Origin of the sequence: Roseomonas populi (genome assembly GCF_024594815.1) — a bacterium.
In the GTDB taxonomy this organism is placed as follows: domain Bacteria; phylum Pseudomonadota; class Alphaproteobacteria; order Acetobacterales; family Acetobacteraceae; genus Roseomonas; species Roseomonas populi.
Map to the genome: position 1 here is coordinate 254,694 of NZ_JANJOU010000008.1, position 14,190 is coordinate 268,883.

At 73.0% G+C, this 14,190-nt stretch carries 11 protein-coding genes; all 11 read left to right on the plus strand.

Annotation, left to right across the window (positions count from 1 at the left end):
- Nucleotides 1-41: 41 nt before the first annotated feature.
- A complete protein-coding gene (locus NRP21_RS11955) occupies nucleotides 42-2,603 on the plus strand; it encodes a DUF6519 domain-containing protein (protein ID WP_257716426.1) in 2,562 nt (853 codons plus the stop codon).
- Entirely contained in the window at nucleotides 2,603-3,565 is a 963-nt protein-coding gene (locus NRP21_RS11960) for a DUF6734 family protein (RefSeq protein ID WP_257716427.1), read from the plus strand. Before NRP21_RS11955 ends, NRP21_RS11960 begins: the two co-directional genes overlap by 1 nt.
- A complete protein-coding gene (locus tag NRP21_RS27900; RefSeq protein WP_308219885.1) occupies nucleotides 3,562-7,647 on the plus strand; it encodes a DUF4157 domain-containing protein in 4,086 nt (1,361 codons plus the stop codon). The genes NRP21_RS11960 and NRP21_RS27900 overlap by 4 nt, the downstream gene beginning before the upstream one ends.
- Nucleotides 7,648-7,990: 343 nt before the next feature.
- Nucleotides 7,991-8,452 carry a (2Fe-2S)-binding protein gene (locus NRP21_RS11970; protein WP_257716428.1) on the plus strand — a complete coding sequence of 154 codons (462 nt, stop codon included), beginning with the start codon at nucleotides 7,991-7,993 and terminating at the stop codon, nucleotides 8,450-8,452.
- Nucleotides 8,453-8,465: 13 nt separating this feature from the next.
- Nucleotides 8,466-10,643, plus strand: coding sequence for a xanthine dehydrogenase family protein molybdopterin-binding subunit (locus NRP21_RS11975; protein WP_257716429.1), 2,178 nt, complete (start codon nucleotides 8,466-8,468; stop codon nucleotides 10,641-10,643).
- A 19-nt stretch (nucleotides 10,644-10,662) separates the two neighbouring features.
- Nucleotides 10,663-11,091, plus strand: coding sequence for a sulfur oxidation c-type cytochrome SoxX (soxX, locus tag NRP21_RS11980; RefSeq protein WP_257716496.1), 429 nt, complete (start codon nucleotides 10,663-10,665; stop codon nucleotides 11,089-11,091).
- The gene (locus NRP21_RS11985) at nucleotides 11,088-11,525 is read left to right on the plus strand and encodes a thiosulfate oxidation carrier protein SoxY (protein WP_257716430.1); all 438 of its coding nucleotides are present in this window, start codon (nucleotides 11,088-11,090) and stop codon (nucleotides 11,523-11,525) included. The genes soxX and NRP21_RS11985 overlap by 4 nt, the downstream gene beginning before the upstream one ends.
- Nucleotides 11,526-11,527: 2 nt before the next feature.
- Entirely contained in the window at nucleotides 11,528-11,857 is a 330-nt protein-coding gene (locus NRP21_RS11990; RefSeq protein ID WP_257716431.1) for a thiosulfate oxidation carrier complex protein SoxZ, read from the plus strand.
- Nucleotides 11,854-12,591 (plus strand): sulfur oxidation c-type cytochrome SoxA, encoded by a 738-nt coding sequence (soxA, locus tag NRP21_RS11995; protein WP_257716432.1) that lies wholly within the window; start codon nucleotides 11,854-11,856, stop codon nucleotides 12,589-12,591. The genes NRP21_RS11990 and soxA overlap by 4 nt, the downstream gene beginning before the upstream one ends.
- Nucleotides 12,588-12,866 carry a c-type cytochrome gene (locus NRP21_RS12000; protein WP_257716433.1) on the plus strand — a complete coding sequence of 93 codons (279 nt, stop codon included), beginning with the start codon at nucleotides 12,588-12,590 and terminating at the stop codon, nucleotides 12,864-12,866. The genes soxA and NRP21_RS12000 overlap by 4 nt, the downstream gene beginning before the upstream one ends.
- The gene (locus NRP21_RS12005) at nucleotides 12,863-14,134 is read left to right on the plus strand and encodes an NAD(P)/FAD-dependent oxidoreductase (protein ID WP_257716434.1); all 1,272 of its coding nucleotides are present in this window, start codon (nucleotides 12,863-12,865) and stop codon (nucleotides 14,132-14,134) included. The genes NRP21_RS12000 and NRP21_RS12005 overlap by 4 nt, the downstream gene beginning before the upstream one ends.
- Nucleotides 14,135-14,190 lie beyond the last annotated feature (56 nt).

A 14,190-nucleotide genomic window follows, 5' to 3' on the forward strand; every position in this document is an offset into this window, starting at 1 on the left:
GCCACCCGGGCCGCCAAGCACCCGGCGAGAGGACCGTTGTCATGAAGGGCGACTTCAGCCGGCTCGGCTTCGACCCAGGCCGCCGCTTCACGCGCGTGCTGATGCAGCAGGGGCGCGTCCAGCTCGATTCAGACTGGAACGAGCGGCAGGAGATCGACCGCTACCTCGGGCGCGCCGCGATCGCGGAAACCCTGGGCGCCTCCGGCGTCCCGGCGGTGGGGGGTGGCTTCGCGGTCGGGCTCGCAGCCTCGGGCAAGGACCTCATACTCGGGTCGGGGCGGCTCTTCGTCGAGGGGCTGCTCTGCGAGAACGACGCTCCGGGCGTGACGCTCGGCACCCAGCCCGACCTCCCCCTCGCGCGGGACGGGCTGGCCGGGCTGGACTGGCCAACCGTCACCGGCCGCTACCTCGCCTTCCTCGATGTCTGGGAGCGCGACGTGAGCGCGCTGCAGGACCCATCCCTGCGCGAGACGGCGTTGGGCGGCCCGGACACGGCGACGCGCACGCGGCTGGTCTGGCAACTGCGGCTGGAGCAGGCCGCGCCCGATGCCGCGGCCGAGGACTTCCCGGCCGGCTGGGAGCCGCTATCCCTGGGCCGGCCGCGCGGCCGCATGCTGGCCGAGACGCTGCCGGCCGGAGAGGCGCCCGGCCCCTGCACCCTCCCGCCCCAGGCCCGCTACACCGCGCTCTCCAACCAGCTCTACCGGGTGGAGGTGCACCAGGGCGGCTGGCTCGGCCCGGCGCCGGACGACGCTGCGGCCGGGGCGCCGACCTTCAAGTGGTCGCGGGAGAACGGCAGCGTCGCCACCCCTGTCACCGCCGTCTCCGGCCAGGAGCTCACCGTCTCGGACCTCGGCGCGGACGACCTCCTCGGCTTCCGCCCGAACGGCGTGGCGGAGATCCTGGATGCGCGCATGGAGCTGGAGGGCGGACGCGGCGCGCTGCTGCGGATCGCCGCCATCGACACCGACGCGGGGACGCTGACGATCGACCCGGCGACGCCGGTGCCGCCGCTCGACCTCTCCGGCCCCGTGCTGCTGCGCCGCTGGGATCACCCGGCCGAGGTCGCCGCCGGCGTGCCGCTGGCGGAGGCGCCGGTCCCGCTGGAGGCCGGCATCACCGTGGCCTTCACCCCCGGCCACTACCGCGTTGGCGACTGGTGGAGCTTCGCCGCGCGCACCGCCATCGACGCCATGACCGGCAACCTGCTCTGGCCGGGGCCGGAGGGAGAGGCGATCCCGCCGCAGGGCACGCCCCACCACCACGTCCCCCTCGCCCTGGTGGATTACGACGCGGCGCGCGGATTGTTCTTCCTGGTGGAGGACTGCCGCACCTTCTTCGTGCCCGCCGCCGGGCGGCTGCCGGGCCTGCGGGCGCGCTGGTCGCGGGATGGCCGGCTGGCGGACCTGGCGCCGGGGCAGGCCGTTCGGCTCGACGCCTTCGGCCGCGGCATCATGGTGGCGAGCGGCGCGGCGCTGGACCCGAGTTCCGTGACGCCCGCCAGCGTGCGCCTGGTCGCCGACGTGCCCGTGACCATGGACCAGGTGGTGCCCGGCTCAAAGGACACCCGCGTGGTCGGCACGCAGGAGGTGGCGCTGGCCGCCGAGATCGCCCTTGTCTCGGCACGTCGCCTGGTGATCACGCCCCTGCCCGCGGCCCAGGACATGCTGGGCGCCACCCTGACCCGCCGCACGGGCGGAGGGACGCAGGCGGAGTTCGCGCGGCAGTTCACCACGGCCGACCTCTCCGGCGCGGCCGCCCGATGGCAGGTCCAGCCGGACGGGACGCTGCTGCAGGCCGAGAGCGGCGCGGGGATGCTGGGATCGTTCCAGCCGGGAGCGCCGGCCCTCGCCCTCAGCCTGACTTCGGCGGACCGCACGGTCATGCAGGCCGGGGCATCCTTCACCTCGCAGAGCACGGGCGATGCGGGGCTGGTGTTCAACTGGCGAAGCAACGCGGATTTCTGGGTTCTCTTCCACTCCTTCTATTTCCGGACCGTCGGCTTCTCCGGCGCCTTCGCCGTGATGGAGTTCAACCTCGTCCACTACGTCCAGGGCCAGCTCGCCGGCTCGCCGCCCGTGCTGGGGACAGTGCCCTTCGTGCGGACGGACACCAGCGGCCGCACGCTCGCCTGGACCACCGATCTCGACATCACCGCCCGGTCCAACGGGCTGGCCTTCGGCGCGCGCGTCACCTGGGCGAACGGCATCGTGGACACGATCCCGCCCTTTTCCGGGCCGGCGGGCACCGTCGCGCCGCCCACGGCCTTCGTTGCCGGGGGGCGGATCGGTGTCATGAGTCGCGCCAAGGGCGATGCGCGCTTCACCCGGCTGCAATGGACCACGCAGGACGACGAGAGGCAGACGGTGCTGCCGCTGGGGGCCAGTGCGCCCGTGCCGGTGCGGCTGGTGGTCAAGCGCGCCCTGCTCCGCACGGCCGAGGAGGCCCAGGCGATGCGCGGGATTGCCCCACCGCCCGCCCTTGCACCGGAGCCGGACCTGGAGACCGGCTTCATGGTCACGGCCGCGTCCGGCTACTACGGCCGCTACGGCGCGGCGGGCGCAGCGGGCGGCCTGCCCGGCATCGGGACGGAAAGGCTGTGATGCCGGCCGCCCGATCCACGGCGGCCGGGCCTGCGGTGCTTGGCCCTGCTCTCCCCGCACCCGCCGCGGTGTGGTCGCTTTGGACCCGGCCAATGCGGGCGGGCGGGCGCCGCAGCGGCTGGGCGACGGAGCGCGACCACCTCCTCTCCTGGATCCTCTCCGTGGAGAGCGGGCGGCGCCATTTCGGCCGCACCCGGCTGGTGGCAGACGGGCCGGGCGCCGAGCTCCTCGTCGATGGGCTCGGCCTGGCCTTCGACGAGGTGACTCTGGAACTGGATGCGCTGGAGGGGGTGGACCCTGACCTTTGGGCCCTGGGCAAGCTGCACGCCTACCGGGCCCAGTCCGCGCCGTTCCTGCACATCGACAGCGACGTCTACCTCTGGGACGCGCCGGCGCTGGACTGGCCCGGAGCCGGGCTTTTCGCCGCCTATCCCGAGTTCGTGGGCTACGGCGCATCCGGCTATCGCTGCGCCAGCCTGAGGGCCGACATCCACGCCGCCGGCGGCTGGCTGCCGGAGGAACTGGACGCCTACATGCCCCATGGCGGCGTGCTGCGGGCCGAGAACTGCGGCGTTCTCGGCGGCTCCTGCCCCGGTTTCGTCGCCCACTACGTGGACCAGGCGATGCGGATGCTGGAGCACCCGGCCAACCAGCCCGTCTGGGCGCGGCGACGCCCGCTGACGACGGACATGCTGATCTTTGAGCAGCACCTGCTCTCGGCTTGCCTGGACTACCACCGGAACCGGCCCGGCTCGCCCTTCGCGGGGATCGGCGTCTCCTACCTTTTCGGGAGCGAGGCGGAGGCCTTCGAGAGCGGCGGGCGCGCCGGCTTCACCCACGTCATCGCGGACACCAAGCACCACCCGGAGGTGCGCGCGCGGCTTGCGGCGCGGGTGGAGCGCGAACATCCCGACCTGTTCCGGCGCTGCCTGGCGCTCTGCCCCCGGGAGGAGGCAGCGTGAAGGTCGCGCGCCCGGCCGCGGCGCCGCCGCAGCGGGCGGCGAGCACCGTTCCGGCCCGCCCGGCGCCGGAGATCGGGGGGGCCTTGCGCGGCCTCCTCACCCGGCCCGGCGCACCCCTGCCCCCCGCGGCACGAGAGGACGCGTCGAGGCGCCTGGGTCACGACTTCGCCGCCGTCCGCGTCCACGCCGACGGCCCTGCGGCGGCCCTGGCCGCGCGGCTCGGCGCGCGGGCCTTCGCGGTGGGACACCATGTCGGCTTCGCGGCGGGCCGCTACGCGCCGGGCACGCCGGACGGGGCGCGGCTTCTGCGCCACGAACTGGTCCACGTGCTGCAGCAGCGCGGCGCTGCCAATAGCCCGGAGCCGGCCCGCGCCAGCCTGGCGCAGGAGGCGGAGGCGCGCCGGCTGGCGGAGGGAACCGGTTCGGCCACGGGCCCCGTGGCCGTGCAACGCGGCCCGGCCGTCCTGGCGCTGGAGGCGCCGGAGGGGCGGATCACCGGGCTGCGCCTCCTGCTGGGCGGCCAGCCCGCCCTGGTCATCGAAACCACCGGCGGCCCGCGCCGCTTCGCGGTGGCCCGGACCACCCTGCCCATCGGCACCTACCACGTCACGCTGCGCTTCATGCCGCTGCCGGGCGGGGCGGGCAGACCGAAGTGGTTCCTGGGGCTGGCCCCCGCCGGGCCGGAGGACAGGGCCCGCATGACCGGTCGGGACCTGCAGGTCTCGGTGGACACGACGCAGCTCGACGGCGATGCCCTGGCAAGGTCGGGACCGGTAACGGTGCCGCTTGTGGTGGCGCCCGGCGGCGGCGCGGGCGCACAGCGCCGGCCGCCCCCTTCCGCCACGCGGGACGCCTCCAGCGGTGGCGCGGTGGTCGTCGCTGATCCCTACCCCGCCACCCTGATCGGGCCGCGCCTGCAGGCGACGGGGGGGAAGAGCATCTACACGATGAACCTGCAGTACGGGGCAGCCCTCTCCTTCGCTTCCCCCCGGCTGCAGGTCTTCGAGGCCGCGAACGCGGTCTCATACGCCTGGTCCGTCCAGGGGGCCGGCGGCGCCGCCCGCGCCGTGACCAGGACGGAGGGGGCGTTGGAGCAGTTCGGCCGCGACGCGCGGGCGCGGGCGGAGGACACGGCCGCCGCCCGCGCCGACGCGGAGCGGCACGAGGCGGAGGGCCGGCACGGCGCGGCCATGGCCAGCGAGGCGGCGGCGAGGCTGGAGGGCGCGACCGCGATCGTGGAGACGGTCGGTGCCACGATCAACCTTGTGGGCTCCGCCACCTCCCCGCGCGACTGGGAGCGGGAGGTGGTCTGGCCGACCCGGCCCGGCCGCTACACGCTGCGCGTGGTGGCGACGCCCGCCGACCGCCCGCAGTCCGACGGCACGGTGCTCCGCCGCCGGCCCTCCGTGGCGGAGGCGGAGGTGGAGGTGCGGCCGCCGCAGGAGATCGCGCGTGAGGGCGAGGCGGCCATGGCGCAGCAGCGCGATGCCCTGCGCAAGCAGATGGAGGAGGCGGCCGACCCTGACGAGCTGGCCAGGCTGAAGCGCCGGGTGGACGAGGCTGACGCCTTCGAGACCAGGCCGCCGGAGGAGTACCTCGCCCTGCGCCTGGCCAACCTGGAGGCGGAGCTGGAGGAAGCCCGGCGGGAAGGGGACCCGTTCCGCCAGCGCGCGCTGCGGGAGGAAGTGGAAACCCTGAAGCGCCAGAGCAGTCTCGCGGCCGCTCGCCGCGCGGACCTGGGAGGAACGGTCCTGCAGCCCCGCGCCCTGGTCGCCAGCGAGGTGACGGGCCAGACCTATCCCCTGCTGCTCCAGATGGTCGCCGAGCCGCGGCCCGGCGGCGGCTGGCGCGCCCGCATCTCCGACGTGACCTCCCCCGCCGGGCGCGGCGACGCCGTGGGCGAGGGCGCTTCCGCGGCCGAGGCCGCCTTCGCCGCGGCGAAGCAGCTGGCGGCTTCAAACGACTACGGGCGGGGCTGGCTGCAGTTCCGGCTTCCCGGCGCCGCGCCCTTCGCCGGGGAGAGCCAGACCTTCCGCAACGCAAACCGCGGTGACGCCCTCGCGCGCAGCCGCCTGCGGGACCTGGCGACCGTGGTGGGAACGGTGGCGATCGTGGTGCCCGGCCTGGGGGCGGTCGGCGGGGTGCTGGGCGCGGCGGTGGCGGCGGACAGGCTCATCGACCGCTACAGGGACGGCCGCCTGGACTGGAAGAACCCGGACCCGGAGGCGCTGGGCGACGTGCTCGCCCTGCTCAGCGCGGCGGCCAGCGGCCTGAGCGGGGCGGCGGGCCAGCTCGGCCGGCTGCGGGTCGTCCGGGAAGGCTCGCGCGTGGTGGTACTGGCGCAGCGGGGAACCGCCCTGGCCGAGCGGGCGCTGGACGAGGTGCAGCTCTTCATCGCCGGGGCAGACCTGCTGGACCAGATCGCCGCCATCAACAAGGCCGAGGCGAGCGGCAGCATCTCCGGGTTGGAGGCGAACCGCCAGCGGGTGGCGGCGATGGGCGCCGCCGCCCAGACTGTGGCGCCCGCCCTGGGCAAGGTGGTGCACGGGGTGCGGCAGCAGCGGGTGGCGTCGGAGGCGCCTGGCCGCCCCGGGGCGAAGCGCCCGCGCGCCGCTGAACCGCCCGCGGAGGGGATGGCGGAGCCGCCAGGCGGCGCGGCGCACCCCGCCGCGGCGCAGCCCCATGCGCCGGCCACGGCGGAGGCGACCGCAACGCCGCACCAGTCCAGCGGCGGAGCCGCCGCACCATCGCCCCGCCCGGCCCGCGCGCCGCCGGACACGCTGCCGGACGGGACGATCGTGATCCGCCACTTCAGCCCCGAGGACTATCTCCACAACATCACCTCGGCGCGCGACGCCGTGCGGACGCGCGAGCGCATGATCCGCGAGCAGCCGCACATGGAGCTGGACCTGTGGCGGGACCGCAAGAGCGGCAAGCGCGTGATCACGCAGGGCGACACCACTTGGAACTCCTACGCCATGCTTCGCACGGACCCCGATCTGGCAGGGGGCGAGTGGGTGCTGGAGCGGCACTACCATCCGCCGGCGGACGCGGCTGACATCTGGCGGCGTCTCCCCTCGGTGGCGGATTACCGGGCGCTGCGGCGTGCCCACGAGCGGCAGGGATCGATGAAGCCTGTCCACTCGGTCCTGGACTGGACCGACCCGGTGACGGGCCAGCGGCACCGCACGCGCTTCGCCTACGATCCCGACCCGACGGTGAATGAGCCCTATTCCCTCACCTATCGCGCGCTGGACGGCACGCTGCAGACCCGCCGGTGGTCGGAGATGCAGCAGTACGAGGGCTTCCAGAAGCGCTTCACCGGCACCGCGGCCGATGTCGTCGCGCCGGCAGAGCCGCCATCCACGCGGCGCGAGGGCCGGGGACGCCCGCCCACCACCGCCGTCAACTCCAGCGGTCCGCATGAGGCAGCGGCGGATCCCGCGCTGGAGGAAAGCACCAGGGTCGCGCGCAAGCCGGCGCCCCGGGACGACGACCCCGCCCAACCGGGCCGGCCGCCACGGCCCGTTCCCGTGCCCTTGCCCACCGGGCCGCGAAAGGCACCGAGCATGGCCGCGCCAGCGCCACCTTCCCCGGCCCGTTCCACCCCACAGGGTGGGGCCGGGGCACGGAGGCCGGGGGCCGATCCGGGCGGGCCCGGCACTGTCCTGCGGGACTTCTCGGTCAACAACATGAGGCGCGAGGACGCCGCGTACCAACTCCACGCCGCCGGGCTTCGGATGGGGCAGGGCTATTACGTGCCCCGCCCGGGCACGGACGTGCCCGTGCAGTTCGATGGGTTCCGCGACGGCTATCTCATAGATGCCAAGTACTACCTCGCGAACGGCTTCTTCGTGAAAGGCGCCAACGCGTACATCGCCAATCCCCATAGCGGCTTCGCCGAGCGATGGTACAATGAGCGCTACACCAGCATCATGGCCGAGGCGCAGCGCCAGATGCAGGCTGCGGGGAACACGCCGATCCTCTGGCGCGTCGCCAGCCCGGAGGCCACGCAGCTGCTCCGGCAGATCTTCAGCGCGCAGGGCGTCCGTATCCGCGTGGAACATTATCCGCCGAAGTGAAGGGGCGGACGAAACGGCCGCACCGGGAGGGATGCCTGGTTCCCGGGATGTGACGGCGCATTGCGCTACGGCGCCTGGCCGTTGCCTTCGCCGGGGCCGAGAAGGGCAAAGCGGGTGCGACCGCCCAGGGTTGGGCGCCTGTCGGCGGTCAGGCACACCCGAGCTGCAGTCCCGATCAGGGCTCGGCCCCCTGATACCCCGGCATCCGGCACCCCTTTGCCTCAAGCGAATATTTCGGTGCGCGGAGTGGCGATGGCACACTTCATCGTTGCGGCCCGGGCAGGACCCTGACGATAGTCATGGCAGCAGCGCGGCGGAAGTTCGCGCGGGAAGGGGCACCAAGATGGCGACGCTGAACATCAACGGGCGAAGCGTGCAGGTGGATGCAGATCCGGAAACTCCCCTGCTCTGGGCCATTCGCGAGCATATCGGGCTGACCGGTACCAAGTACGGCTGCGGCATCGCCCAGTGCGGCGCCTGCACCGTGCATCTGGACGGGGTGGCCGTCCGCTCCTGTGCCCTCCCGCTCTCGGCCGTGGCCGAGGACCAGAAGATCTTGACGATCGAGGGCCTGTCGCCCGACGGCACGCATCCCCTCCAGGTTGCCTGGCGCGCGCTGGACGTGCCGCAATGCGGGTTCTGCCAGTCCGGCATGATCATGGCCGCCGCCGCGCTGCTGGCCGAGAAGCCGCGCCCGACGGACGAGGACATCAACGAGGCCATCACCAACATCTGCCGCTGCGGCACCTACAACCGCGTGCGCGCGGGCATCCGCCAGGCTGCCCTCGGCGGCACCGCGGGCTGAGGGAGGGCGCGACATGACAACGCTTGACACCGTCCGCCCATCCCGCCGGGGGCTGCTGAAGGGTGCCACCGGGGCCGTGCTGCTGGGGTTCCACCTGCCCTCCCGGCACGCTGCCGCGCAGAGTGCGCCCGCCAGCGCCCCGCCCGAACTCAACGCCTGGGTGGTGATTCACCCCGACGACCGCGTGGTGCTCCGCATGGCGAAGACCGAGATGGGCCAGGGCGTCCGGACGGGCCTGGCGCAGATGTTCGCGGAGGAGATGCACTGCGACTGGTCCAAGCTCTCCACCGAGTACGTCACGCCCGGGCAGAGCCTTGCCCGGAACCGGGTGTGGGGTAACTTCCTGACCGCGGGCAGCCAGGGGATCCGGTCGAGCCAGGAAATCGTCCGCAAGGGCGGCGCGGCGGCCCGGATGATGCTGACCCAGGCCGCGGCCACCCGCTGGGGCGTGCCGGCCGGCGAGTGCTCCGCGAAGGACAGCGTGATCACCCATAGCGGCAGCGGGCGCACGCTGCGCTACGCCGAGGTCGTGGCGGAGGCAGCACGCCTGACCCCTCCGGCCGACGTTCCGCTAAAGGACCCGCAGCAATGGACGGTGATCGGCAAGCCGGTCTCTCGTCTGGACACTGCTGACAAGACCACGGGCAAGCAGGTCTATGGCCAGGACCTGCGGATGCCCGGCATGCTCGTGGCGGTGCCGCGGCGCTGCCCCGTATTCGGGGGCACGGTGAAGTCCTTCGATGCGGCGGCGGTGTCCGGAAAGCCCGGCGTGCGCCACGTGCTGAAGGTGGGCGATTCCGCCGTCGCCGTGGTCGCGGACACCTTCTGGCAGGCCAAGACTGCGCTCGACGCCCTACCGGTGGAGTGGGACACAGGGGAGAATGGCCGCGTCTCCTCCGAGACGATCTCCGCCATACTCGACGAGGGACTCACGGCGCCCGAGGCCTTCATCGGCAACCAGCAGGGCGATGCGCGGGCGGCCATCGCCGGCGCGGCCCGCCGGATCGAGGCGACCTACTCCTACCCCTACCAGAACCACGCGCCGATGGAGCCGATGAACGCGACGGTGGTCTGGACGCCGACGCGCTGCGACGTTTGGTGCCCGACCCAGAACGGGGAGGCGGCGCTGGCCGCCGCTGCCCAGGCCGCGGGCCTGCCGCAGACGGCCTGCGACATCCACCGCGTGGACCTCGGTGGCGGCTTCGGCCGGCGCACGGTGCACGACTGGCTGGCGGACGCGATCCTGATCGCCCGGCAGGTGCCGGGCACCCCGATCAAGACCATGTGGACCCGCGAGGAGGACATGGTGCAGGGGCGCTACCACCCCGTCACCAAGTGCCGGCTCGTCGCGGGGCTGGACGCGGAGAACCGGATTGTCGGGCTGCACATGCGCATCTCCGGCCAGTCCATCCTGTCCACCGCCTTCCCGGGCGGCCTGCAGAACGGGCGCGACCCCGTGCAGTTCCAGGGGCTGAACGCCGGGGGTGCGGAAGGAGCCATCGGCTACACCTTCCCCAACCTGCTGATCGACCATGCGATGCGGAACCCGCACGTGCCCGCCCATTTCTGGCGGGGCGTGAACCACAACCAGAACGCCATCTACCTCGAATGCTTCCTGGACGAGGTGGCGCACGCGACGAACCAGGACCCGCTGGCGCTGCGCCGCTCTCTGATGGCGAACCACCCGAAGCACCTCGCCGTGCTCAACGCGGTGGCCGAACGGATCGGTTGGGGCTCCCCGGCGCCGGCCGGGGTTCACCGCGGCCTCGCGCAGCAGATGGGGTTCGGCAGCTACGTCGCCGCAGCGGCCGAGGTTTCGGTCGAGCGTGGGGAGCTGAAGGTGCACCGCATCGTCGCGGCGACGGATTGCGGGCACGCGGTGAACCCCCGCCAGATCGAGATGCAGGTGGAGGGATCCTTCGTCTACGGCCTCTCCGCGATGCTGTACGGCGCCTGCACAGTGAAGGACGGCGCCATCGAGCAGACGAACTTCGACACCTACAATGTGATGCGCCTCGGCGAGATGCCGAAAGTCGAGACCATCATCCTGCCGTCCGGCGGCTTCTGGGGCGGCGTGGGCGAGCCGACGATCATGGTCGCGGCGCCGGCGGTGCTGAACGCGGTCTTCGCGGGAACGGGCCGGCGCATCCGCGACATGCCGCTGGGGGATCAGCTCCGGCAGCGGGGCTGAGGTGCGGGCGGCCGCGTTGGTGCTCGCCCTGGCCCTCCTCGCCGCCCCCGCGGTGGGGCAGGTGGCGTCCTTCACGATGGCGGAGGACGCCATCGAGGCGCCGCTGGACGGGCTACGCGGCGACCCGGCGCGGGGCGAGGCGGTGGTCCGGAACCGGGAGACGGCGAATTGCCTGATCTGTCATTCCATACCAGGCGCGGCCGAAAGCTTCATGGGAGAGGTGGGGCCGCCGCTCGCGGGAGTCAGATCGCGCCTGAGCCCGGGGCAGATCCGGCTCCGGGTGGTGGACCCGACCCTGTGGAACCCGCAGGCGATCATGCCGGCCTATCACCGCACGGAGGGGCTGGTGCGGGTGGACCCGCGATACCGGGGCCGCCCGGTGCTGACAGCACAGGAGGTGGAGGACGTGGTGGCGTATCTGAGCGCGCTGGAGGCGCCGGAGCGATGACGGTGCTGTCCCGCCGCGCCGTGCTGGCGGTTCCCCTGGCGGTCGCCGGTGCCTCAGGCGCGGCGGCGGAGGACTTCGCCGCGGCGACGCGCGCCATCCTCGCCGGCCGCGCCCCGGCCGAGGGGGGGATCTTCCTTGAGATCCCGCCGCTGTCGGAAAACGGGAACTCGGTGGACCTCTCTGTCCGGGTCGACAGCCCCATGACGGCCGAGGACCACATCACGGCCATCCACATCCTGGCGGAGAAGAATCCCTTCCCCCTCGTCGCTACCTTCTCGCTGACACCACGGGCCGGGCGGGCAGAGGTTGCCACCCGCATCCGCCTGGCCACCAGCCAGACGATCGTCGCGATCGCCGAGACGAGCCGGGGCGCGGTCCACCGCGCGACGCGCGAGGTGATCGTCGTGCTCGGCGCCTGCGTGGAGACGGGATAGCCATGCGTACGGTCCCGATCACCGCGCGCATCACGCTTCCGCCTTCCGCGCAGCGCGGCGAGGTGGTGACGGTGCGCGTCCTTGTCCGCCACCCGATGGAGCGCGCGGTGGACGCACCGGGGCTGACGCCGGTGCCCCGGAAGATCCTGCACACCCTGCGCGTCACCTATGCCGGGGAGGAGGTGTTCCGCATGGCGCTTTCCCCGGGCATCGCGGCAAACCCCTACCTGGAGTTCACCACGGTCGCCACGGAAACGGGCGACCTCGTCTTCGCGTGGGAGGAGGACGGCGGGACGATCTACCGGCGCGAGGCGCGCCTGGTGGTGACGTGACTCTCGGCTGGCGAAGGCTGCTGCCGCTCATCGCCCTCCTCCTCGGGGCCGCGGAGGTCCGGCCGACGCAGGAGTATCTCTCGCCGGAAATCCGCGCGGCGCAGGAAGACCCCTCCCGCCACCCAGGCTGGCTCTGGGTGGACGAGGGCGAGGCATTATGGCGGGCGGGAGATCAATCCTGCGCCGCCTGCCACGGGAGCATCGCCGGCATGGCGGGGGTGGCCGCGCGCTATCCCCTGGTCGCGGCGGACGGCGCGCTGCTGGACCTTGAAGGACGGATCGAGCGATGCCGCACGCAGCAACAGCGCGAGCCCGCCTTCGGCCGGGAAAGCGAGGCGCTGCTGGCGCTGGCATCGGCGATCGCGCTGCAATCACGCGGGATGCCCGTCGCGGTCACGACGGATGGGCCGGCCGCCTCGTTCCTGGAGGAGGGCCGCCGCTTTTACGAGACCCGGCAGGGGCAGTTGAACCTGTCCTGCGGGGGATGCCACGACGACAATGCGGGGCGAAGACTCCGGGGGGACATCATCTCCAACGGCCTCGGCACCGGCTATCCGGCCTATCGGTTGGAGTGGAACACGATGGGCTCGCTCCACCGCCGCCTGCGGGCCTGCTCGCTCGGCGTGCGGGCGGAGCAGTTCCCGCTGGGATCGCGGGAGTACCTCACCCTGGAGCTCTTCCTCGCGAGCCGCGCGAAGGGGCTGCCGGTCGAGGCGCCGGGGCTGCGGCGATGATCCGCGCGGCGCTGTCCCTCATCCTCCTCTCGACCGCCGCCGCGGCGCAGCCCGTGAGTGGCGTGGCCGAGAGTTGCGTCGCCTGCCACGGCCCACGCGGCGCGGGGTCCGGATCGGTGCCGCCCCTCGCCGGCCGTGACGCGTCGGAGCTCGCCGCCGCCATGGCCGCTTTCCGCGCGAACGAGCGGCCCGCGACCATCATGAACCGGATCGCGCGCGGCTACACAGAGGCGGAGACTGCCGCCGTGGCCGCCTATTTCGCGGGGCTGCGATGACCTTCTCCGTCTCCCGCCGGGCCCTCCTCGGCGCCGCCCTCGGCGCGCCCCCCCTGGCCCGCGCGCAGGGCGCGGCCCGCCTGCTGGTGATCGGCGGCGGGTTCGGCGGCGCCACGGCCGCATCCTACGCCCGCCGCGAACACCCCTGGCTCGACGTGACGCTGGTGGAGCAGCGGACCCGGTACATCACCTGCCCCTACGCCAACCGCGTCCTCGCGGGTGACCTCTCCCTGGCCGACATCACCCACGAATACGATGGCCTGCGCGCCCGTGGCGTGCGGGTGATCCACGATCGCGCCATCCACCACGACCCCGTTGCGCGTCGCGTGCGGCTCGGCGGCGGGGAGGTTCTTTCCTACGACCGCCTCATCCTCTCCCCCGGGATCGCGCTGCGCTACGATGCCCTCGACGGCTACGACGAGGCTGCCGCGGAACGGATGCCCCATGCCTGGATCGCCGCCGACGGCGCCCAGCTCTCGCTGCTGCGGCGTCAACTGGAAGCCATGCCGGACGGTGGCGTCGTCGGCGTCGTCATTCCCGCGAACCCCTACCGTTGTCCCCCGGGTCCCTACGAGCGGATCAGCCTCATCGCCGGCTACCTCTCCAGGCACAAGCCGCGCTCCAAGATCCTTGCTCTCGACGCGAAGGACGCCTTCTCCAAGCAGTCGTTGTTCCAGGACGCCTGGCGAGCCCTCTATCCCGGTATGATCGAGTGGGTCTCCGCCGCGAATGACGGGCGCGTGGTCCGTGTGGATCCCGGGGCCATGGAGCTGGAGACGGAGTTCGGCACCCGTCACCGTGTGGACGTGGCGAACGTCATCCCACCGCAATCAGCCGCCGCCATCGCGACCGATGCCGGACTGGCCGACGGCACGGGCTGGGTGCCCGTGAACTCGCAGACGCTGGAGTCGCGCACGGCGCCGGGCGTCCATGTGGTTGGGGACGCTATGTTTCCCGGCCCCATGCCGAAATCCGGCTTCCTCGCCAATTCCGAGGCGAAAGCCGCGGTGGCCGCCGCCGCCGCCCTGCTCCGCGGAGAGGCTCCGCCGGCGTCGGTCTTCGTCAACACCTGCTATTCCCATGTCGGGCCGGACTACGCGATCTCGGTCGCGAACATTTTCCGCGCGGCGGCAGGCAGCCAGAGCTTCGTGGAGGTCCCCGGATCTGGAGGCACTTCCCCCCGCGGCGACCTACCGGAGCAGCGGCGCCTGGAGGCCCTGTACGCCGATGGCTGGTACGCCAGCATCACCCGCGACATGTTCGGCTGACAGGAAGCTGGCGCGTGCTGCATGTTGCACGCCAAGCGGCTCCACAGCTTTTGGCG

Bases quoted from the DNA above. Each gene is read 5' to 3' on its own strand.
- NRP21_RS11955 (WP_257716426.1), top strand. From the start codon at position 42: ATGAAGGGCGACTTCAGCCGGCTCGGCTTCGACCCAGGCCGCCGCTTC.
- NRP21_RS11960 (WP_257716427.1), top strand. From the start codon at position 2,603: ATGCCGGCCGCCCGATCCACGGCGGCCGGGCCTGCGGTGCTTGGCCCT.
- NRP21_RS11970 (WP_257716428.1), top strand. From the start codon at position 7,991: ATGGCGACGCTGAACATCAACGGGCGAAGCGTGCAGGTGGATGCAGAT.
- NRP21_RS11975 (WP_257716429.1), top strand. From the start codon at position 8,466: ATGACAACGCTTGACACCGTCCGCCCATCCCGCCGGGGGCTGCTGAAG.
- NRP21_RS11985 (WP_257716430.1), top strand. From the start codon at position 11,088: ATGACGGTGCTGTCCCGCCGCGCCGTGCTGGCGGTTCCCCTGGCGGTC.
- NRP21_RS11990 (WP_257716431.1), top strand. From the start codon at position 11,528: ATGCGTACGGTCCCGATCACCGCGCGCATCACGCTTCCGCCTTCCGCG.
- NRP21_RS12000 (WP_257716433.1), top strand. From the start codon at position 12,588: ATGATCCGCGCGGCGCTGTCCCTCATCCTCCTCTCGACCGCCGCCGCG.
- NRP21_RS12005 (WP_257716434.1), top strand. From the start codon at position 12,863: ATGACCTTCTCCGTCTCCCGCCGGGCCCTCCTCGGCGCCGCCCTCGGC.